This is a genomic window from Segatella copri (assembly GCF_009494835.1).
GTDB lineage: Bacteria > Bacteroidota > Bacteroidia > Bacteroidales > Bacteroidaceae > Prevotella > Prevotella copri_F.
This window is the reverse complement of the sequence record NZ_VZBE01000043.1, coordinates 25420-45799: the sequence shown is the minus strand read 5'-3', so window position 1 is coordinate 45799 and position 20380 is coordinate 25420. Positions and strand designations below refer to the sequence as shown.

Annotated in this window: 19 protein-coding genes; 16 read left to right on the top strand and 3 right to left on the bottom strand. The window is 43.4% G+C overall.

All coding sequences use genetic code 11. The annotated features are described in order from the left end of the window. The first annotated feature begins 116 nt into the window (after positions 1 to 116). Complete coding sequence (locus F7D47_RS06580; RefSeq protein WP_153085082.1) at positions 117 to 1778, top strand: nucleoside kinase; 1662 nt, start codon at positions 117 to 119, stop codon at positions 1776 to 1778. Between the two features lie 492 nt (positions 1779 to 2270). Here the strand turns inward: F7D47_RS06580 and upp are convergent, their stop codons facing one another. Next, on the bottom strand, positions 2271 to 2930 hold the full coding sequence (gene upp, locus F7D47_RS06575; RefSeq protein WP_022121512.1) for a uracil phosphoribosyltransferase: 660 nt from the start codon (positions 2928 to 2930) through the stop codon (positions 2271 to 2273). Positions 2931 to 3323: 393 nt separating this feature from the next. On the opposite strand from upp, the gene pckA reads away from it, so the two are divergent. From pckA to F7D47_RS06520, 11 genes are all read left to right on the top strand, one after another. Next, a complete protein-coding gene (gene pckA, locus F7D47_RS06570) occupies positions 3324 to 4937 on the top strand; it encodes a phosphoenolpyruvate carboxykinase (ATP) (RefSeq protein ID WP_153085081.1) in 1614 nt (537 codons plus the stop codon). A gap of 201 nt (positions 4938 to 5138) precedes the next feature. Then, the gene (locus F7D47_RS06565) at positions 5139 to 6509 is read left to right on the top strand and encodes a DUF6242 domain-containing protein (protein ID WP_153085080.1); all 1371 of its coding nucleotides are present in this window, start codon (positions 5139 to 5141) and stop codon (positions 6507 to 6509) included. After that, complete coding sequence (locus F7D47_RS06560) at positions 6461 to 7180, top strand: DUF6089 family protein (protein ID WP_153085079.1); 720 nt, start codon at positions 6461 to 6463, stop codon at positions 7178 to 7180. Before F7D47_RS06565 ends, F7D47_RS06560 begins: the two co-directional genes overlap by 49 nt. Then, entirely contained in the window at positions 7177 to 7929 is a 753-nt protein-coding gene (locus F7D47_RS06555) for an isoprenyl transferase (protein ID WP_181976443.1), read from the top strand. Before F7D47_RS06560 ends, F7D47_RS06555 begins: the two co-directional genes overlap by 4 nt. Before the next feature lie 51 nt (positions 7930 to 7980). Beyond that, entirely contained in the window at positions 7981 to 10617 is a 2637-nt protein-coding gene (locus F7D47_RS06550) for a BamA/OMP85 family outer membrane protein (protein ID WP_153085078.1), read from the top strand. Positions 10618 to 10628: 11 nt separating this feature from the next. Continuing rightward, positions 10629 to 11141 (top strand): OmpH family outer membrane protein, encoded by a 513-nt coding sequence (locus F7D47_RS06545; RefSeq protein WP_022121518.1) that lies wholly within the window; start codon positions 10629 to 10631, stop codon positions 11139 to 11141. A gap of 92 nt (positions 11142 to 11233) precedes the next feature. Continuing rightward, a complete protein-coding gene (locus tag F7D47_RS06540) occupies positions 11234 to 11719 on the top strand; it encodes an OmpH family outer membrane protein (RefSeq protein WP_006848100.1) in 486 nt (161 codons plus the stop codon). Positions 11720 to 11834: 115 nt separating this feature from the next. Beyond that, entirely contained in the window at positions 11835 to 12389 is a 555-nt protein-coding gene (locus F7D47_RS06535) for an OmpH family outer membrane protein (RefSeq protein WP_006848099.1), read from the top strand. Next, the gene (murI, locus tag F7D47_RS06530) at positions 12386 to 13222 is read left to right on the top strand and encodes a glutamate racemase (RefSeq protein ID WP_022121519.1); all 837 of its coding nucleotides are present in this window, start codon (positions 12386 to 12388) and stop codon (positions 13220 to 13222) included. Before F7D47_RS06535 ends, murI begins: the two co-directional genes overlap by 4 nt. Positions 13223 to 13253: 31 nt before the next feature. Continuing rightward, positions 13254 to 13589 (top strand): 30S ribosome-binding factor RbfA, encoded by a 336-nt coding sequence (gene rbfA / locus F7D47_RS06525; protein ID WP_006848097.1) that lies wholly within the window; start codon positions 13254 to 13256, stop codon positions 13587 to 13589. Between the two features lie 86 nt (positions 13590 to 13675). Further along, on the top strand, positions 13676 to 14905 hold the full coding sequence (locus tag F7D47_RS06520; RefSeq protein ID WP_006848096.1) for an FtsX-like permease family protein: 1230 nt from the start codon (positions 13676 to 13678) through the stop codon (positions 14903 to 14905). Positions 14906 to 15001: 96 nt separating this feature from the next. Here F7D47_RS06520 and F7D47_RS06515 read toward each other — a convergent pair whose 3' ends face one another. After that, positions 15002 to 15640: an O-methyltransferase gene (locus F7D47_RS06515; RefSeq protein WP_153085077.1), complete on the bottom strand. Its 639-nt coding sequence runs from the start codon at positions 15638 to 15640 to the stop codon at positions 15002 to 15004. 29 nt (positions 15641 to 15669) lie between these two features. Further along, the gene (aroQ, locus tag F7D47_RS06510; RefSeq protein WP_006848094.1) at positions 15670 to 16104 is read right to left on the bottom strand and encodes a type II 3-dehydroquinate dehydratase; all 435 of its coding nucleotides are present in this window, start codon (positions 16102 to 16104) and stop codon (positions 15670 to 15672) included. 125 nt (positions 16105 to 16229) lie between these two features. On the opposite strand from aroQ, the gene xerA reads away from it, so the two are divergent. The 4 genes from xerA (at position 16230) to F7D47_RS06490 (ending at position 20363) form a co-directional block, all read left to right on the top strand. Next, the gene (xerA, locus tag F7D47_RS06505) at positions 16230 to 17186 is read left to right on the top strand and encodes a site-specific tyrosine recombinase/integron integrase (RefSeq protein ID WP_022121521.1); all 957 of its coding nucleotides are present in this window, start codon (positions 16230 to 16232) and stop codon (positions 17184 to 17186) included. A gap of 117 nt (positions 17187 to 17303) precedes the next feature. Next, positions 17304 to 18578, top strand: coding sequence for a methionine adenosyltransferase (metK, locus tag F7D47_RS06500; protein WP_119229194.1), 1275 nt, complete (start codon positions 17304 to 17306; stop codon positions 18576 to 18578). Positions 18579 to 18581: 3 nt separating this feature from the next. Beyond that, positions 18582 to 19607, top strand: a complete 1026-nt coding sequence (locus F7D47_RS06495) for a DUF4271 domain-containing protein (protein WP_117693275.1) — start codon at positions 18582 to 18584, stop codon at positions 19605 to 19607. A gap of 6 nt (positions 19608 to 19613) precedes the next feature. Next, positions 19614 to 20363, top strand: a complete 750-nt coding sequence (locus tag F7D47_RS06490) for a uroporphyrinogen-III synthase (protein ID WP_118079554.1) — start codon at positions 19614 to 19616, stop codon at positions 20361 to 20363. Positions 20364 to 20380: the final 17 nt, after the last annotated feature.

The window sequence follows — 20380 nt, the reverse complement described above, 5'->3', positions numbered from 1 at the left end:
TTTACACTCTGTAGGCGTCTCTCTTCTAAAAAGAGTAAGCCGATGCTCAAAAAGCACCTTCGGGGGCTTCGAGAGCGGGTAGATTAGTTTAATTTTGTAACATAGTTTTAATACAAATGAAACAAGTAATTCAAATCCGTTGCAAAAATAATAAAAAATCTCAGAAAGTAGAAATCGGAAGCACACTTTTTGATATTTTTTCAGCATTTGACCTCAAAATGACCCACGGACCGGTGTCTGCAAGGGTAAATAACAAGGTTGAAGGCATGCATTATCGTGTTTATAATTCTAAAGATGTAGAATTCCTTGATATGACTTCTTCATCCGGTTCGCGTGCATATACCCGTACCCTCTTCTTTGTTCTCTGCAAGGCGGTACAGGACATTTATCCTGCTACAGATGTGGTGATTGATATTCCCGTATCGAATGGCTTCTACGTAGATATCCGCCTGGGCAGACCTGTTGTTGATGAAGATGTGAACATCATCCGCCGTCGCATGCAGGAGATTATCGATGCCAGGATGCCGATACGCCGCTTCACCGTGCCTACCGAAGAGGCAGTTGCGCTGTTCCAGGAGAAAGGGGATGTTGAGAAGGTGAAACTGCTCAAGACATCGGGCTCTATCTATACTACCTATTATAAAATAGGTGATTATGTAGATTCTTACTACGGCACGCTGCTCACCAATACCTCGCAGCTCTATCTCTTCGGGCTGGAGAAATATTATGATGGCATGCTCCTGCGTATTCCTTCGCTCAAGAACCCGGATGTGCTGGGCGAAATGACCCGACAGGACAAGATGTTTGAGATATTCAAGGAGCATCATCGCTGGCAGAGTATCCTGGGCATCAGGACTGTAGGCGATTTTAACCAGGCGATAGATGCCAATCATGCTACCGACATCATCAATATCAGCGAGGCGCTGCAGGAGAAGAAGATTGCCAAGATTGCTGAGGAGATTGCCAGCCGCAAGGGCGTGAAACTGGTGCTGCTGGCAGGTCCTTCTTCTTCGGGCAAGACTACTTCGTGCAAGCGCCTGAGCATACAGCTTGCCGTAAACGGATTGAAACCGCTCCAGATTTCGCTCGATGATTATTTCGTGGATAGGGAGAAAACGCCGAAGGATGCTTCTGGCGAATATGATTATGAGAGCATCTATGCTTTGGATCTCGACCTGATTAACGAGCAGTTCAACGCCCTCTTCCGTGGTGAGGAGGTAGAATTGCCGAAGTATGATTTCCAGAGCGGAAAGAGTAAAAAGAGCGGCAACAAGCTGAAGATGAACGATAACAATGTGCTGGTGGTAGAGGGCATTCATGCATTGAACCCAGAGCTGACGGCCCACATCCCACAGGAGCAGATATTCAGAGTATATGCTTCGGCGCTGACCACGATTCTTCTGGATAATCACAATTATATCCCGACAACAGACAACCGTTTGCTTCGCCGCATCATCCGCGATTACAAGTATCGAGGTGTCTCTGCCCAGGAAACCATTCATCGCTGGCCTTCGGTAAGGGCGGGTGAGAACAAGTGGATATTCCCGTTCCAGGAGAATGCCGATGCGATGCTCAATACGGCGATGCTTTATGAACTGGCTGTGATTAAGACGCAGGCAGAGCCGCTGCTGCAGCAGGTTCCGGAGAATTGCGAGGAATATGCTGAGGCTTACCGGTTGCTTAAGTTCCTGAAATACTTCAAGGGCATACCTTATAATAATCTGCCGCCTACTTCGCTTCTGCGAGAGTTCCTGGGGGGCAGCTCGTTCCATTATTAAAGGTTTTATCTTTCGGAGATAAGTTGGCTGTTTGAGTAGGACAGCCAACTGGCAGAAGCCGGACAGCCGACTAGCGCCTTATTCGCTAGTCGGCTGTTTGTGTTTAACAGTCTTCGGAAATGGGTTTATCTGATATCCTTTTAGGCGCCTGATTTTCTTTTTTATGCGATAGACGAAAAACTCTTCACTCTTCACCAAATGCTCCGAATCCCCTGTGTTTATGGGCATTCCGAGGGGTGAAGAGTGCTCGGGCACTCTTCACCCACTCTTCACCACTCTTCACCTTCGGTCGCACAAAAAATGCGCCGGTCCTTTTAGCGGATTCTAAATCCGCCAGAGCTGAGCGGTGAAGAGTGGTGAAGAGTGGGTGAAGAGATACAAATAACTCTTCACCCCTCGGAATGCCGATAAACACAGGGGTTTGGGGCCGAAAGGTGAAGAGTGAAGAGTATTTCAGAGTATAGTTGCTATACTTTTTATAAAGCCTGCGGCTTAGAGCTTGCTGCCATAGCACAAGTCGCCGGCGTCGCCGAAGCCTGGCACGATATACTTATGCTCGTTCAAGCCCTCATCAATAGAGGCACACCAGATGGTAGTCTTGTCCTCTGGGAAGGTTTTCTTGATGTGCTCAATGCCCTCAGGTGCAGCGAGAACACAGGCAATGTGGATATGTTTAGGATTGCCCTTGGTGAGGAAAGCCTTCATACCCATCTCCATGCTGATACCTGTGGCAAGCATAGGGTCGGCAATGATGAGCACCTTATCAGTAAGATCAGGTGTGGCGAGGTATTCGATATGTACGCCCACCTCAGTATGCTCCTTGTTGGTATACTCGCGATAAGCACTCACAAAGGCATTGCCAGAGTGGTCGAAAATATTGAGGAAACCTTCGTGGAAAGGAAGTCCGGCACGGAAGATCGTACCGATGACAATCTTTTCGGTAGGAAGATTAACCTGGGCCACACCGAGTGGTGTAGTCACCTCAGTCTTTTCGTAATTAAGAGTCTTTGATATTTCAAAGGCCTCATACTCACCGATTCTCATAATGTTGTTGCGGAAGAGCAATCGGTTCTTTTGATAATCGCAGTCACGCATCTCAGCCAGATAGCGGTTGATGATGCAATTGTGCTCGCTTAAATTATTTATCTTCATATAGTTGTAGTTTTTCTGCAAAGATATAATAAATCTCGGAAACGGCAAAATGTTTGGGCAATTATTTTCTCTCTGGAGGAATGAAAGAACTGTTGCTATCTTATTTTTCCTTCAAATACCCTCTTATATATAATAGGTGTAAATCTCTGCTTGTTTTTCTCTAAGCAGAGATTTTTTGCAAAGTCAACGTGGCAATTGTCGGTCGAATCGGCTTTTTTTAAGTTCTTTAACCTAAAAAGCTTTTAAAAAGAAAGAATAATACCTAAGAATCTTTGCTATAAAACATATTTTTCGTAACTTTGCGGCGGTTTTGGGAGAATGATGATTTCTTCTGTCAACCAAGATAAAAAGGTAAAGAGAAATTATTCACAACTTAAATACATTTAAAATAAAATGGCAAAGTTTGATAAGTCAGTTTTAGCAAAGTACGGAATCACAGGTACAACTGAGGTTCTCTACAATCCTTCTTATGAGGTATTGTTCAATGAGGAGACTAAGGAAGGTCTCGAGGGTTTTGAGGTTGGTCAGGAGACTGAGCTCGGTGCAGTTAACGTAATGACTGGTATTTACACTGGTCGTTCTCCTAAAGACAAGTTCATCGTTGACGATGCTACATCTCACGACACTGTATGGTGGGATTCTGAGGAGTATCACAACGATAACCACAAGGCAACTCCAGAGGCATGGAACGCCGTTAAGGAGATCGCTAAGAAGGAGCTTTCTAATAAGAAGTTGTTCGTAGTAGATGGTTTCTGCGGTACACACAAGGATACACGTATGAAGGTACGTTTCATCGTTGAGGTAGCATGGCAGGCACACTTCGTAACAAATATGTTCATCCGTCCTCAGAACGAGGCTGAGTTCGATCAGGAGCCAGACTTCATCGTTTACAATGCTTCTAAGGCAAAGGTTGAGAACTGGAAGGAGCTGGGTCTCCACTCAGAGACAGCCGTTGTATTCAACGTAACTTCTAAGGAGCAGGTTATCATCAACACATGGTATGGTGGTGAGATGAAGAAGGGTATGTTCTCTATGATGAACTACTTCTTGCCATTGAAGGGTATGGCTTCTATGCACTGCTCTGCCAACACAGATATGAACGGTGAGAATACAGCTATCTTCTTCGGTCTTTCTGGTACAGGTAAGACAACATTGTCAACAGACCCTAAGCGTAAGTTGATCGGTGACGATGAGCACGGATGGGACGACGAGGGTGTGTTCAACTTCGAAGGTGGTTGCTACGCTAAGGTTATCAACCTCGACAAGGAGTCTGAGCCAGATATCTACGGTGCTATCACACGTGACGCTCTCCTCGAGAACGTAACTGTAGATAAGAACGGTAAGATTGACTTCGCAGATAAGACTGTTACCGAGAATACTCGTGTATCTTATCCTATCTACCACATCAAGAACATCCAGCGTCCATTCTCTCAGGGTCCAGCTGCTAAGCAGGTTATCTTCCTCTCTGCAGATGCATTCGGTGTATTGCCACCAGTATCTATCTTGAACGCTGAGCAGACTAAGTATTACTTCCTCTCTGGCTTCACAGCTAAGTTGGCTGGTACAGAGCGCGGTATCACCGAGCCTACTCCAACATTCTCTGCTTGCTTCGGTCAGGCATTCTTGGAGTTGCACCCAACTAAGTACGCTGAGGAGTTGGTAAAAAAGATGCAGAAGTCTGGTGCTAAGGCATACTTGGTTAACACAGGTTGGAACGGTACAGGCAAGCGTATCTCTATCCGCGATACACGTGGTATCATCGACGCTATCCTCGACCACTCAATCGACGCAGCTCCTACAAAGACTATCCCATTCTTCAACTTCGTAGTTCCTACACAGTTGGAAGGCGTAGATCCTAAGATCCTCGATCCACGTGATACATACGCTGAGGCTTCTCAGTGGGAGGAGAAGGCTAAGGATTTGGCTGCTCGTTTCATCAAGAACTTCAAGAAGTATGAGACAAACGAGGCTGGTAAGGCTCTCGTTGCTGCTGGTCCACAGCTCTAATTCGACACTTCGAATTTATACTAAATATGGAATCCCGTTTCTTGCAAAAGAAGCGGGATTTCTTCGTTTTTACGCCTCGAAATCACTAAAAAACTTAAAAAATGCGCCTAAAAATGAATAATTTGCATAATAATAAGGAGAAAAGGTCGAGTTTTTAAAGAATTCTCAGTAAATTTGCAGCTAAAAATAAAATAGGATAGAATGAAAAGGAAGTTTTTTGCTTTCATAGCGCTGATTACAGCTACGCTCTCGCTCTCTTCTTGCTTGAGCAGCGATGAAACAACAGTAGAATATACACATGATACAGCCATCACGGCTTTCTCGTTGGGTAGTCTTGACAGATATACCAAAACGAAGGCAGGTAAAGATACCTTGCTCAAGGCTAATGTGACGGGCTCTGACTATAAATTTTACATAGATCAGGCACAACGCAAGATTTATAATGTAGATTCCTTGCCTTGTGGGGTGAGGGATAGTGCCATATTGGCTACTATCAGCAGCAAGAATAGCAGCCCTATTCTCCTGATGGATATCAACAAGACTGATTCTGTCGCAGCATACTATTCAAGCTCTGATTCCATTAACTTCTCAAAGCCTCGCTTTATTAGAGTTTACAGCGGTGACTACTCTGCCTATGCCGAGTATAAGGTTACCGTAAACGTACATAAGGAGTTGCCTTATGAGTTTAAGTGGCATGAGCTGGCTCAGAACAACAGTCAGTTGGCAGCATTCTCTGATCTGAAGGCTGTAGCTTGTGGTGATGATATCTATGTATTTGGCAAGACTGCCGAGGGTACTAAGGTGCTGAAGTCAGCCATCAATGATGGCAGCGCCTGGTCATCTATTATGATGAACGTAAGCTTAAGTAGTGACGCTTACCAGAGTGCAGTAGCGCTGGATGGCAAACTCTATATTGCAGATGGCGGCAAGGTTTATGCTTCTGCCGATGCAGCAACATGGAAAGTGGTTTCTGAAAATCCAGATATCAAGCAGCTCATTGGTGCAAGCAGCAAGTATCTCTATGCATATACTGCTACTGCTGCAGGTATCTCTGTTTCAAAAGATCAGGGTGCCAGCTGGGAGCAGGAGAAACTTGATACAGATGCAGACTCTTTGCCAACACAGAATATTTCAATGAATGTGGCTGGCGTACTCTCTGCAAAAAATGTGGAGAACGTAATGCTGATGGGTACTCGCAACAAGGCTTTGAATGATACAATTACCACATGGTTGCGCACGGTTGACTATGATGAAAATGCTGAAGCCGGACAGTGGAACTATCTGGAAATCGAAAAGAATCAAAGTGGAAAGATGCCTTGCTTGGATCAGGTTATCACTTGTGCTGCCGATACAGGCTTCGTGGCTTTAGGCAGCAACGGCAAATGGTATAAGAGCCAGGATGCAGGTTTGACTTGGACTCAGGACAAGAAGGTGGCTTTGCCTGATGAGTTTGGTACTGCTGGCCGTTTCGCTTTCTGCCGTGACAAGCAACACTATTATTGGATTATCAGAAACGGATACGTATGGAGAGGACGTTTCAACATAGATGGCTGGAGCAAGAAGGAAGATTAATCATCCTGCTTGCCTTCTTAACTCTGGGCTGTATGGCGGTTCGTGCACAGGACGATCCGCAATATCGCATGGAGATAGGTGCCGGTGTAGGTGTAATGACCTATGAGGGCGACTTTAACGGAAATGTGCTTAGCGACATGCAGCCTGCCGGTTTCCTGGTGGGAAGATACAATTTCGACCCCTACAAGGACTTGAAACTGAGCGTGGGCTTTGGAAAGATAAAAGGTTCTTCGGCTAATGTGGATACTTTCTATCCTGATTATGCAGAGAATCCCTATTCCTTCAATTCTACGCTGGTGGATATGAATCTGGTGTTTGAGTACAACTTCTGGCCCTACGGAACAGGCAGAGACTATCGCGGAGCCCAGCGTCTGGTTCCTTATATACTGGGTGGCTTGGGAGCAACCTATGTAAAAGGTAACGAAAAGAATGTATTTACAGCCAACGTGCCTTTAGGCATCGGCGCAAAATATAAAGTAAACGAAAGATTGAACTTGGGACTTGCCTGGACTTTCCATTTCTCGCTTAGCGATGAACTGGATGGCGTGAAAGACCCTTATTGGGTAAAGAGTAGTGGCATGTTCAAGAATACCGACTGCTATTCTACCATAGCCGTTTCGGTGACCTATAGTTTCAGTGCAAAATGTAAAACTTGTAATAAAGAAGAATGATGGACAACTTAGATATGAACAGGATTCCTGAGCACATCGCTATCATTATGGATGGCAATGGTCGCTGGGCAACAGAACGGGGCAAGGAGCGTAGCTACGGCCATCAGGCTGGAGTAGATACTGTGCGTCGTATTACATCGGAGTGTACCCGGTTGGGTGTGAAATATCTCACCCTCTATACATTCTCTACCGAGAATTGGAACCGTCCTGCCGATGAGGTTGCTGCCTTGATGGGACTGGTACTGACTTCGCTCGAAGATGAAATCTTCATGAAGAATAATGTCCGCTTCCGTGTGATAGGCGATTTGAAACGCCTGCCACAACAGGTGCAGGACAAGCTTCAGGAGACCATGGACCATACTGCGAAGAACGATGCTATGACTATGGTTGTGGCATTGAGCTATTCTTCACGTTGGGAAATCCTGAATGCTACAAAGAAAATGGTAAAAGAAGCACTCGAGTCTGGTTCAACCTATGAGCAGATAGAGGATAAACTGACAGAGGAGAACTTCGAGAAGCATCTTGAGACCAGTTTCATGCCAGATCCTGAACTTCTGATACGTACAGGAGGTGAACTCCGTATCAGCAACTATCTTCTTTGGCAGATAGCTTATTCAGAGTTGTATTTCTGTGATACCTTCTGGCCAGACTTCAATGAAGAAGATCTGCACAAGGCAATAGCAAGTTATCAGAACCGCCAACGTCGATTTGGAAAAACCGAGGCACAGGTGGAAGAGGAGGAGAAATAGGCAAACCTCATACAAGCATAGAAAAATCATATTATATATAATAAGGTATAAATGAATAGATTTAAAAAGATTTTCATCCTGCTGTTCGGCGTAATGGCATGCATGCAGATTCAGGCACAAGATAAAATCGTAAACCCTGACATCTCGTATGCTGGTACACCTCGTACCCTTAAGATTGGTGGTATCAATGTTTCGGGTGTTGAGGGCTACGAAGACTATGTTCTCACAGGTATCTCAGGCCTTAGTGTGGGCGACGAGATTACTGTGCCTGGCGACGAGATTACCAATGCCGTAAAGCGCTACTGGAAACATGGACTTTTCTCGAAGGTGGCTATCGCTGCCGACTCTATCGTAGGTGAGAAGCTTTATCTCCATATCTATCTTGCGGTTCGTCCACGTATCTCTAATATCAACTATGTTGGTTTGAAAAAGAGCGAGCGTGAAGATATGGAGCAGAAGTTGGGTATGGTAAAGGGCACTCAGGTAACTCCGAATATGCTCGATCGTGCCAAGATTCTTGCCAAGAAGTATTTCGATGATAAGGGCTTCAAGAACGCTGATATCCAGATTAACCAGCGCGATGATATTGCCAACAAGGGACAGGTAATCCTGGATGTTGTTGTTGACAAGAAAGAAAAAATCAAGGTACATCAGATAACAATCGATGGAAACGAACAGCTTTCTGACCGCAAGATTAAGGGTGGACTCTTCTCGAAGGGTGCTTTTGCCAAGACTCATGAGGCTGGTAAGTTCGCCTCTTTCTTCAAGTCGAAGAAGTTTACCCCTGAGAGATGGAAGGAAGATAAGCAGAAACTCATCGACAAATATAATGAGTATGGTTTCCGTGATGCTCAGATTCTGGAAGATAGTGTGAGCAACTTCGATGAGAAGCACGTTAATATCTACATCAAGGTAGATGAAGGTAAGAAATACTATATCCGTAACATCTCCTGGGCAGGTAATACCGTTTACTCTTCAGCTTATCTCGAAGCATTGCTCGGCATGAAGAAGGGCGATGTATATAACCAGAAGATATTGGGTAAGCGCCTGAATGAAGATGATGACGCTGTTTCTAACCTCTATTATAATAATGGTTATGTGTTCTCTCGTATCGAACCGACTGAAATCAATATTGATGGCGATTCTATCGATTTGGAGATGCGCGTAACAGAGGGACCTCAGGCTTATCTGAGCCATGTACGTATCAATGGTAATACCCGTCTTTACGAAAACGTAGTGCGCCGTGAACTTCGTACCAAGCCAGGTGACCTTTTCTCTAAAGATGCTCTGATGCGTTCGGCTCGTGAGCTTGCTTCTATGGGACACTTTGATCCTGAGAAGGTTAGCCCGGATGTAAAGCCTAATCCTGAAGATGGTACGGTTGATGTAAACTGGAATCTGGAGCAGAAAAGTAACGACCAGATTGAGTTCTCGCTCGGTTGGGGTCAGACGGGTGTCATCGGACGTGTGGGCTTGAAGCTCAACAACTTCTCTATGGCAAACCTCTTCAACAAAAACAAGGAGCATCGTGGTATCATGCCTATCGGTGATGGTGAAGTGCTGAGTATCGGTGCACAGACCAATGGTACCTACTATCAGAGCTATAACGTAAGCTACTCTACCAACTGGTTTGGCGGTAAGCGCCCTATCCAGTTCAGCGTAGGTGCATACTACAGTAAGAGTACCGACGTGTCAAGCAACTATTACAATAGTGCAGCCATGTACAACTATCAGAGTTACTTATATGGCTATGGTTCTAGTTACTATAACAACTACGAGAATTATTACGATCCAGACAAGTATATCCAGATGGTGGGTGTAAGCCTCGGTTGGGGTAAGCGCCTCCGTTGGCCGGATGATTACTTCACCTTGTCTGTACAGTTGGCTTACCAGCGCTACATGATGAAGAACTGGAGCTATATGTTGATGACCAACGGTAATGCGAACAACTTGAACTTGACCATCGCATTGAACCGAACATCAACCGATAACCAACTCTTCCCACGTCGTGGTTCTGAGGTTGAAGCAAGTGTCAACCTTACTCCGCCATGGAGTGCGTTCGACAACAAGGACTACAAGAATCTTGCCAACGATTCTAAGTCGCCAACCTATTCTGCTGAGCAGCAGGAGAAGTACAGATGGATTGAATACCATAAGTGGAAGTTCAAGGCAAAGACTTATACTGCACTCACAGAGGGTCAGAAGTGCTTCGTATTGATGACCCGTGTAGAACTCGGTTTGCTCGGTTCTTATAACAAGTATAAGAAGAGTCCGTTCGAGACCTACTATGTGGGTGGTGACGGTATGAGTGGATACTCATCATATTATGGTGAGGAAACAATCGGACTCCGCGGTTATGAGAATGGTTCTGTATCTTACAGCCCTACAACCGGTTACTATGCTTATGCATACGACCGCTTCTCATTGGAGCTTCGCTATCCATTCCTCTTAGGTAACACAACCATTTACGGTTTGACCTTCGTAGAGGCTGGTAACGCCTGGTATGAAACCAAGAAGTTCAACCCATTCAGCATGAAACGTAGTGCCGGTGTCGGTGTACGTATCTTCTTGCCTATGGTTGGTCTGATGGGTATTGACTGGGCTTACGGTTTCGATACTGTATGGAATGGTAGCTCATATAAGAAGGGTGGAAGCCAGTTCCACTTCATCTTAGGTCAGGAATTCTAAAAATGGGTTTTATGAAGAAAATAGTATTGATGCTGATGATGGCTGTAGCAGCCATCTCAGCACATGCACAGAAATATGCATTGATAGATATGGAGTACATCTTGAAGAATGTACCCGCTTATGAGCGTGCCAACGAGCAGTTGAATCAGGTAAGCCGCAAATGGCAGGCTGAGGTGGAAGCTCTTAATACGGAGGCAAGCACCATGTATAAGAACTATCAGAACGAGGTAGTGTTCCTTTCTCAGGAGCAGAAGAAGGCTAAGCAGGATGCCATCATGCAGAAAGAGAAGGAGGCTAGCGATTTGAAGAAAAAATATTTTGGTGCAGAAGGCGACCTATATAAGATGCGTGAGGCATTGATGGGACCTATTCAGGAAGAGATTTATACAGCCGTAAAAGAGATTTCAGACCTGCGCGGATATTCGCTTGTTCTCGATAGAGCTAGCAACAGCGGCATCATCTTTGGCTCTCCTAAGATAGATATTAGCAACGAAGTGCTCCAAAAATTAGGTTATTCCAAATAATAATTGTATATTTGCAGCCGGTAAGTGCATGTGCCAATGGTTGGCGGCATGAAAACTTCATTTAGAAATTAATAATTAAAAAGAATAGAACAATGAAAAAGCTTATTTTAATGTTGATGCTCTGTGCACCAATGACTATGATGGCTCAGAAGTTTGGTAAAGTAAATACTCAGCAGATTATGCAGTCTTTGCCAGATGTAGCTAAGGCTAATGGCGAGATGGAAGCTCTCCAGAAGCAGAAGGAGAATGACTTGAAGTCTATGCAGGATGAGTTCCAGCGTAAGGCTGACGAGTATCAAAAGGGTTCCAGCACAATGAACGCTACAGCAAAGCAGCAGAAGGAAACTGAGTTGCAGACTCTCCAGCAGAAAATTCAGCAGGCTTACCAGGATGGTCAGCAGGAGTTGCAGAAGAAGAGCAGCGAACTCATGCAGCCTATCGTAGCAAAGGTACGTACAGCTATCGAGGCTGTAGGCAAGGCTGGCAACTACACCTTCATCTTCGAGGATGGTGCAGCTGTATATACAGGTACTAACGTAGTAGACGTTACTAAGGAAGTACAGGCTAAGATTAAGTAATCAAGGCAAATAACAAAGAATATAGATTGAGGGCAGGCAGAAGTGCTTGCCCTTATTTCTCATTTTCAATAACGAGGTATTTATAAGGTATTCATCATAAACGGTATCACTCATCATGAAAAAGAATCTCTTATTTCTGGCTTTTGCTCTCATCTCTTTGACTGTTTCAGCCCAGCATACAACGCCTGCAGCAAAGGTTCAGCAACAACAGATTGCTGTATCTGCTCCTTTGCATTTTGGCTACTTTAGTTTTGATAAGGTTTTTCATACTATGCCTGGTTACGCTATAGCCAAGCATAATATGGATGAACTCCGTGAGAAATACGATGCAGAAACGAAACGTGTAGAAACTGAGTTTAATGCTAAGTATGAGGAATTTCTTGATGGACAGCGCACTTATGCCAAGACAATCCTAGAGAAACGTCAGGCTGAATTGCGTGAATTGATGGAGAAAAATATTGCCTTCAAGGCTGAGGCTACCCGCCTGTTGCAGCAAGCAGAGAATGATGCTTATGCTCCGCTCAAAGCAAAAATAAACGAGGAAGCCAAAAAGATTGGCAAGCAGAAGGGCTTTGCCTTTATCATCAATACAGACAATAATGCAGCTCCTTATCTCAACGAAGAGATGGGGGAGGATATTACAGCTTTGCTGGAGGAGACTTTAAAATGATGTTGCCTTCTAATCCCGGACCAATCGGTGTCTTTGATTCTGGTTATGGCGGACTGACCATCCTGCATGGGTTGCGCCAGACGATGCCTCAGTATGATTATATGTACTTGGGTGATAACGCTCGTGCTCCTTATGGCTCGCGTTCGTTTGAGGTGGTTTATAAGTTCACACGCCAGGCTGTCCTTAAACTTTTCTCTATGGGGTGCCATCTCGTTATCCTGGGATGTAATACGGCTTCGGCTAAGGCACTACGTTCTTTGCAGCAGCGCGATATTCCTGAGTTGGATCCCACCAGAAGAGTTCTGGGTATTATCCGCCCTACTGCCGAAGTAATTGGTACTATTACCAAGAGTAATCACGTGGGACTTCTAGCTACAGAAGGTACTATTAAAAGCCAAAGTTATAATATGGAAATTTCGAAACTTTGGCCAGAGATTCAGGTGAATGGCGTGGCTTGTCCGCTTTGGGCTGCCATCGTGGAAGCCAATGAAGCAGATAGTCCGGGAGCTGATTATTTCGTAAAGAAACGCATCGACCAGCTGATGCTGAAGGACGCTGATATTGATACCATTATTTTGGGTTGCACGCATTATCCGCTTCTTATGAGCAGCATTGTGAAGAATCTTCCTGATGGCGTAAGAGTGGTTCCGCAAGGACAATATGTAGCAAACAGTCTGAAAGATTATCTGAAACGCCATCCGCAGATGGAACAGATGATTACCAAAACAGGCTCTTGCCGATATCTCACAACAGAGAGTGAGGATAAATTCAAGGAATCTGCACAGATTTTCCTTCATGAACAGGTGGAGGTTACACATGTAGATCTTGAATAGTATTATAGTTAATAATTTATAGTTAATAGTTATGCAAGAAACAAGACAAAACCGTATATCAAGACTTCTCCAGAAGGAGTTGAGTCTTATCTTCCAGTCACAAACTCGCATGATGCATGGTGTGATGGTAAGTGTTACTAAGGTTAGAGTAAGTCCAGATCTCAGTATCTGTACTGCTTACTTGAGTGTGTTCCCTTCTGAAAAAGGAGAGGAGATTTTGAAGAATATCAATGCAAATGAGAAGACGATCCGTTTCGACTTGGGTAAAAAAGTGAGAAACCAGTTACGTATTATTCCAGAACTCCGTTTCTTCCTTGATGATAGTCTCGATTATTTGGAGCACATTGATGAACTCTTGAAAAAGTAAAAGAGTAAGGAAGTAAAAAGACAAGGGAGTTAAGACGGCAATTCTTGACTCCCTATACTGTTATATAAATAAGGTAAGATAGAATTATGAATTTCCCATTCTTTATAGCTCGCAGGTATCTTTTCTCAAAGAAGAGTACGCACGTCATCAACGTCATCAGTTCTATTTCTGTAATAGGAGTGGCGGTAGCTACGATGGCTCTGGTCATCGTTCTGAGTGTTTTTAACGGCTTCCATGACCTGGTAGCTTCACTCTTTACGAGTTTTGACCCACAACTCAAGGTTGTGCCTGTTGAGGGAAAGACTGCACCTGCAGATGATCCTATTCTTACTAAGATTCGTCTTTTGCCGCAGGTAGATGTTGCAACAGAAACCGTAGAAGATCAAGCTCTTGCAATCTATAATGATCATCAGGCTATGGTGAAAATCAAGGGTGTAGATGATAATTTTGCAGAACTTTCTCATATTACAGATATTTTATATGGTGATGGCTCTTTCTCCTTGCATGCTGCCAATCTGGAATATGGAACAGTAGGTATCCGTCTTGCCCAGAATTTAGGCATAGGAGCACAATGGGATGGTTTCCTGAAAATCTATGCTCCTAAAAAGGAAGGACAGCTGGATATGACTAACCCAGGTGATGGCTTTGTTGTTGACTCGCTCAACTCTCCTGGCGTACTTTTTGCCGTTAAACAGGCTAAGTATGATAAAAACTACATCATCACTTCTATTTCATTTGCCCGTAATCTCTTTGGTCAGCAAGGTATGCTCTCTGATTTGGAATTACGCTTGAAACCGGGTAGCAATCTGGATGCTGTAAAGGCTGAGATGCAGCAGATAGCTGGTAATAAATATAAAGTGCTTGACAGATTTGAACAACAGGAAGATACCTTTAAAATTATGTCGATAGAGAAGATGATTGCTTATATCTTCCTGACCTTTATCTTAGTTGTTGCATGTTTCAATATCATCGGGTCGCTTTCTATGCTTATTATTGATAAGAAAAATGATGTAGTGACTCTTCGTAATCTTGGAGCTAACGATAAGCAGATTACCAGAGTATTTCTTTTTGAAGGTAGAATGATAGCTGTGATAGGTGCTGTTATCGGTATTGGATTGGGCTTGCTCCTCTGCTTTTTGCAGCAGCAATATGGATTTGTACGTCTGGGAGATTCTGAAGGCTCCTTTATTGTTGATGCTTATCCGGTAAGTGTCCATTACTCAGATGTTGCCATTATCTTCGTTACTGTAATTGCTGTAGGTTGGCTTGCTGTATGGTATCCTGTAAGAGCGCTGAGTAAAAGGCTGTTGAGTTAAAACCTACAGAATTTCTTATACTTGGGTGCATATACTAAAAGAAATGGCATGAATCTTTCATGGGGATTCATGCCATTTCTTATTCTAATTGATTTTTTATTTTTTCCTGATGAGTGTAAGACCATCGCGTAGTGGTAAGATAACAACCTCTACCCTAGGATCTCTTGCTATTAAATCATTGAAAGCCCGAATGCCTTGAGTCTGGTGGTCTCGGTCGTAGGCAGGATCGATGACGTGACCATCCCAAAGAGTATTGTCTGCAAGGATGTAGCCTCCAGGGTTCAGGATGCTCATAACCATTTCATACGTTTCTATATAGGTACGCTTATCGCCATCAACAAAAGCCATATCGAATTTTACGCCTAGTTGGGGCGCTTCTATGTTGGCATCACCGATGCGGAAGTCAATCTTGTCGGCAACATTCGAACCTTCTATCCAGGGACGGGTAAAATCTTCCATCTCATCATTGATTTCGAAAGTGTAGAGTTTTCCATCTTCCTGTAATCCCTGTGCCAGACAGATAGCACTATAGCCACTAAATGTGCCTACTTCCAGAATATTCTTCGGGCGAATCATCTCTACAAGCATCTTGAGAAGTCTGCCCTGAATATGGCCGCTAGCCATACGTCCATGGATAGTATGTATATTGGTGGCGCGGTAAAGACGATACAGATAATCGCCTTCAGGCTCTATATGCTGGCAGATATATTTGTCTATGAGTTCAGTCTCTGTCATAATCTGATGGATTTAGAGTAACGGAAATCTTACTCTTCTGTTTCTTTCTGTGCTAAAATTCCTGAAATGGCAAGTTCGTAAGAAGCCAGACCGAAACCGCAGATTACGCCCAGGCAAGCACAGGAAATATATGAATGATGGCGGAACTCTTCACGTTTATGCACATTAGAGATGTGTACTTCAACGCAAGGGCATTTCAAACTGCGAATACAATCCTGCAAGGCGATGCTGGTATGAGTATAGGCGCCAGCATTGAGTACTACACCATCATAGGAAAAACCTACTTCCTGCAGCTTGTTGATTAACTCGCCTTCAATGTTGCTCTGAAAGTATTCTATCTCAATATCAGGGAATTTCGCTTTCAGCTTAGGCAGATAACTCTCGAAAGAATTGCTGCCATAAATACCCGGTTCTCTTACACCAAGAAGGTTCAAGTTTGGACCATTAATAATTTGTATCTTCATATTTACTTGATTTTTAATCGTAATCCATATTTTTTTCGTATCTTTGCGGCAGAGATCTTTTGTGTTCTACAGTCTTATGCAAAGACGATGCAAAGATACAATAAATTAAGGAAACTGACAAAAAAATGAGGAATGAAATTATAAAGAACTATATGAGATACCTCAAGTTGGGGCGTAATTTCTCCAAAAATACGTTGGATGCCTATTACCATGACTTGAATTTTCTCTTGGAGTATGCTGATAAGAACAATTTGGTGCTGACGGAAATGAAATTGGAAGACTTGGAGAATTTTTCTGCAAGTTTGCATGATCGTGGTGTTTCTGCTCGTTCGCAAGCTCGGATTTTGAGCGGAATCCGTTCTTTCTACCGGTATCTGGTGCTTGATGATTATATAAAAGACGATCCGACCGAATTACTGGTTTCTCCCCAAATAGGAAAGCATTTGCCGGAGTATTTATCTGTAGAAGAGGTTGACATGCTTGAAGCGGCTATCGATTTGGAAAAATGGGAGGGACAGCGTAATAAGGCGATTATAGAAACCCTGTTCTCCTGTGGCCTTCGCGTTTCGGAACTTGTGAATCTAAAGAAAAGCGATGTGTTTGAAGAAGAAAAGTTTATTAGGGTCATAGGTAAAGGTAACAAGGAACGCATCGTTCCTATTTCTGGTAAGGCTCTGAAAGAAATCAATCTTTGGTATATAGACCGGAATCTGATGACAATCAAGCCAGGTGAGGAAGACTATGTCTTCTTGAATCGTAGAGGTGCTCATCTCACACGCAATATGATACTTATCATGATAAAAAATGCGGCTTATGATGCAGGAATCAAGAAAACCATTTCTCCTCATACTTTACGCCATAGTTTTGCTACAGCCTTGTTGAAAGGTGGAGCCGATCTGAGGGTAATTCAGGCCTTGCTGGGGCATGAAGATATTGGAACCACAGAGATTTATACTCATCTTGAAACTTCAGATTTGCGCAGAGCTATCTTGGAACATCATCCTCGAAATATCAAATATAGTGAAGAAAACCAAGTGCTTGATTCTGATAAAACAGACAAAAGATGCCCGAATAACAGATAAAGCACAAGGAATTGACGTTTTTTATATAGGAATATGACAAAATCTGAAAAAATATGAGTAACTTTGCAGCCGCAAAATAATGAATATCAATAATTAATAGAAATAAAGTAAGAAAATATGGCATATTTGTTTTCATCAGAATCAGTTTCTGAAGGACATCCAGATAAAGTGGCTGATCAGATTTCAGATGCATTGCTTGACCAGTTTTTGGCTTACGATGACCACGCTCATTGCGCCATCGAAACCTTTTGTACTACTGGTCAGGTAGTAATCATGGGTGAGGTTCGCTCTAATGTTTATGTTGATTTGCAGAACATTGCCCGCAAGACTATCAAGAAAATCGGTTATACCAAGAGCGAATATCAGTTTGACGGCGACTCTTGTGGTGTGCTTACTGCTATCCATGAACAGAGTGATGATATTAACCGCGGTGTAAGTCGTGAGGAGGATGATAATCAGGGTGCAGGCGACCAGGGTATGATGTTCGGTTATGCTACAACGGAAACCGAAAATTATATGCCGGTATCACTCGACTTGGCTCAGCTCATCATGCGTGTACTTGCAGATATCCGCAAGGAGGGCAAGGTGATGACTTATCTCCGTCCGGACTCTAAGAGCCAGGTAACTATCGAATACTCAGACGATAATATCCCACAGCGCATCGATACCATCGTAGTTTCTACCCAGCATGATGATTTTATCAAGAAGGCAAATGGTGAGGACGATGATGATGCTATGCTGGCAAAGATTCGTGAGGATGTAATCAATATCCTGATTCCAAGAGTAAAGACTCACCTGAGTGATAAGGTGTTGGCTCTCTTCAATGATGACATCAAGTACTTCGTAAACCCTACAGGTAAGTTCGTGATTGGTGGTCCTCATGGAGATACAGGTCTTACCGGTCGTAAGATCATTGTAGATACTTATGGAGGTAAGGGTGCTCATGGTGGTGGTGCCTTCTCTGGAAAGGATAGCAGTAAGGTTGACCGTTCGGCTGCTTATGCTGCCCGTTATATTGCAAAGAATATGGTTGCAGCCGGCGTTGCAGATGAAATGTTGGTTCAGGTAAGTTATGCTATCGGTGTGGCAGAACCGGTTAGTATCTATGTAAATACTTACGGCAGAAGCCATGTGAATATGACTGACGGCGAGATTGCAAAGAAAATTGCAGAAATGTTTGATCTTCGTCCTAAAGCAATCGAGCGCCAGTTGAAGTTGCGCCAGCCAATGTTCCAGGAAACTGCGGCATATGGACACATGGGACGTAAGAATGAGATAGTAGAGAAAACCTTCACCAGCCGATATCATGAGGCTAAAACTGTGAAGGTAGAACTCTTTACATGGGAAAAATTAGATAAGGTAGACGAAATCAAGAAAGTTTTCGGACTTTAAGGAATGGTGCAACAGGCAGATTCGATACAGACAGATGCCGCACTTGAGGCTGAATCGCAACAGCAAGTGCTCAGGCAACATAGCAGCCAGCTCACACCCAAAGAGGTGTTGAGCTGGCTGCCTAAGAATGCAACGCCAGCTCAGCAGGACTCCATGATTAGGGCACATATCAAGCCCAGTGAGATTCATTGGAGCAAGATGCCGGATACATTACACTTGCCAGGACATAAGGCAGGTAAGAGTTTTAGGGATGTAAGTTTGCCACAATATTATCGTGAGTCATTCTTTTCAAAAGATTCTCTGTTTCATCCGGAATTAAAGGGTGGACGCTTAGGGGTGGCAGGTGATCCTGTTCCCTATACGGTAGCTGGTGATAGCTTTATTACTTCATTGCTGTTGGTCTGTTTTCTCTTGGCTTGTATAGCATTCTCTAAATCTAAGCATTTTGTTATACGCCAGGCAAAAACCTTCTTCCGTACTCCACGTATCGGTACAACAGAGGTGACGGAGACCAGTTCTGAAGTAAGATACCAGTTCTTCTTCGTGTTGCAGACCTGTCTTTTGCTGGCAATCGGGTATTTCATTTATTCGAAAGCATCTATCAGCGATACGTTTATCGTAGACCAATATCAGGTAATCAGTATATATGCTGGTTGTATGGGGGGCTATTTCTTGTTGAAGGCGTTCCTCTATGTGATTTCTGGTTGGGTATTCTTTGAAAAGAAAAAAAATGTACAATGGCTCAAGGCATACTTGTTCCTTATATCATGTCAAGGAGTGGCCTTGTTCCCAATGGTGATGCTTTTGTCGTATTTCGATTTCCCATTGCAAATTGCAGTGATATACACGTTGACTATCCTTGGATTAGTTAAATTGTTGGCTTTTTTGAAGGCTTACATTATCTTTTTTAGAAGAAATGGCGTGTTTCTGCAAATATTTTTGTACTTTTGTGCCCTTGAAGTGATACCCTTGTTCGCTCTTTGGGGTGGACTTGTGTTAATCAGTCATTATTTGAAAATAAACTTTTAAGACAAAATGATAAAGAAAATTTTAGTTTCTCAGCCAAAACCTGCAAGTGAGAAGTCTCCTTACTTCGATATCCAGGCTCAATATGGAGTAGAATGCGTGTTCCGTCCATTCTTTAAGGTAGAGGGGCTCTCTTCTAAAGAATTCCGTCAGCAGAAAATAAATTTGCTTGACTATACTGCAGTCGTATTTACATCTCGTCATGCAGTAGACAACTACTTTAAATTAGCTAAGGAGATGCGTATCACAATTCCTGAAGATATGAAATATTTCTGTGTGATAGAGACTATCGCTCTCTACATCCAAAAGTATGTTCAGTATCGCAAGCGTAAGGTGTTCTTTGGTGATACAGGTAAAATTGATGGGTTGATGGGACAGATGGCTCGCCATAAAACCGAGAAATATCTGGTACCATTAAGCAGTGTTCATAATGATGATATTGCCAACTTGCTTGATGAGAAAAAACTCAATCATACAGAATGTGTCATGTATCGTACTGTAAGCAATGATTTCTCTGAAGAGGAAATCAAGAACTTCGATTATGATATGATGCTTTTCTTTAGCCCAACAGGTGTAAAGGCTCTGAAGAAGAATTTCCCTAATTTTGAACAAGGGAATATCGCTGTTGGCGCTTTTGGTCCTGCTACAGCAAAAACGGTTGAAGATGAGGGCTTACGCCTTGATCTGGAGGCTCCTAATAAAGTTTTTCCATCTATGACAGGTGCCTTGGCAGATTATCTGAAACGTCATAATAAATAGGAAATATTTAATAGAAT

What these genes read in the sequence shown, in the direction of transcription:
- xerA (WP_022121521.1), top strand. Translation starts at nt 16,230, where the DNA reads ATGAGGAATGAAATTATAAAGAACTATATGAGATACCTCAAGTTGGGG.
- F7D47_RS06550 (WP_153085078.1), top strand. Translation starts at nt 7,981, where the DNA reads ATGAATAGATTTAAAAAGATTTTCATCCTGCTGTTCGGCGTAATGGCA.
- F7D47_RS06495 (WP_117693275.1), top strand. Translation starts at nt 18,582, where the DNA reads ATGGTGCAACAGGCAGATTCGATACAGACAGATGCCGCACTTGAGGCT.
- F7D47_RS06540 (WP_006848100.1), top strand. Translation starts at nt 11,234, where the DNA reads ATGAAAAAGCTTATTTTAATGTTGATGCTCTGTGCACCAATGACTATG.
- F7D47_RS06535 (WP_006848099.1), top strand. Translation starts at nt 11,835, where the DNA reads ATGAAAAAGAATCTCTTATTTCTGGCTTTTGCTCTCATCTCTTTGACT.
- murI (WP_022121519.1), top strand. Translation starts at nt 12,386, where the DNA reads ATGATGTTGCCTTCTAATCCCGGACCAATCGGTGTCTTTGATTCTGGT.
- F7D47_RS06560 (WP_153085079.1), top strand. Translation starts at nt 6,461, where the DNA reads ATGGAGAGGACGTTTCAACATAGATGGCTGGAGCAAGAAGGAAGATTA.
- upp (WP_022121512.1), bottom strand. Translation starts at nt 2,930, where the DNA reads ATGAAGATAAATAATTTAAGCGAGCACAATTGCATCATCAACCGCTAT.
- F7D47_RS06580 (WP_153085082.1), top strand. Translation starts at nt 117, where the DNA reads ATGAAACAAGTAATTCAAATCCGTTGCAAAAATAATAAAAAATCTCAG.
- F7D47_RS06545 (WP_022121518.1), top strand. Translation starts at nt 10,629, where the DNA reads ATGAAGAAAATAGTATTGATGCTGATGATGGCTGTAGCAGCCATCTCA.
- F7D47_RS06565 (WP_153085080.1), top strand. Translation starts at nt 5,139, where the DNA reads ATGAAAAGGAAGTTTTTTGCTTTCATAGCGCTGATTACAGCTACGCTC.
- pckA (WP_153085081.1), top strand. Translation starts at nt 3,324, where the DNA reads ATGGCAAAGTTTGATAAGTCAGTTTTAGCAAAGTACGGAATCACAGGT.
- F7D47_RS06490 (WP_118079554.1), top strand. Translation starts at nt 19,614, where the DNA reads ATGATAAAGAAAATTTTAGTTTCTCAGCCAAAACCTGCAAGTGAGAAG.
- F7D47_RS06520 (WP_006848096.1), top strand. Translation starts at nt 13,676, where the DNA reads ATGAATTTCCCATTCTTTATAGCTCGCAGGTATCTTTTCTCAAAGAAG.
- metK (WP_119229194.1), top strand. Translation starts at nt 17,304, where the DNA reads ATGGCATATTTGTTTTCATCAGAATCAGTTTCTGAAGGACATCCAGAT.
- F7D47_RS06555 (WP_181976443.1), top strand. Translation starts at nt 7,177, where the DNA reads ATGATGGACAACTTAGATATGAACAGGATTCCTGAGCACATCGCTATC.
- rbfA (WP_006848097.1), top strand. Translation starts at nt 13,254, where the DNA reads ATGCAAGAAACAAGACAAAACCGTATATCAAGACTTCTCCAGAAGGAG.
- aroQ (WP_006848094.1), bottom strand. Translation starts at nt 16,104, where the DNA reads ATGAAGATACAAATTATTAATGGTCCAAACTTGAACCTTCTTGGTGTA.
- F7D47_RS06515 (WP_153085077.1), bottom strand. Translation starts at nt 15,640, where the DNA reads ATGACAGAGACTGAACTCATAGACAAATATATCTGCCAGCATATAGAG.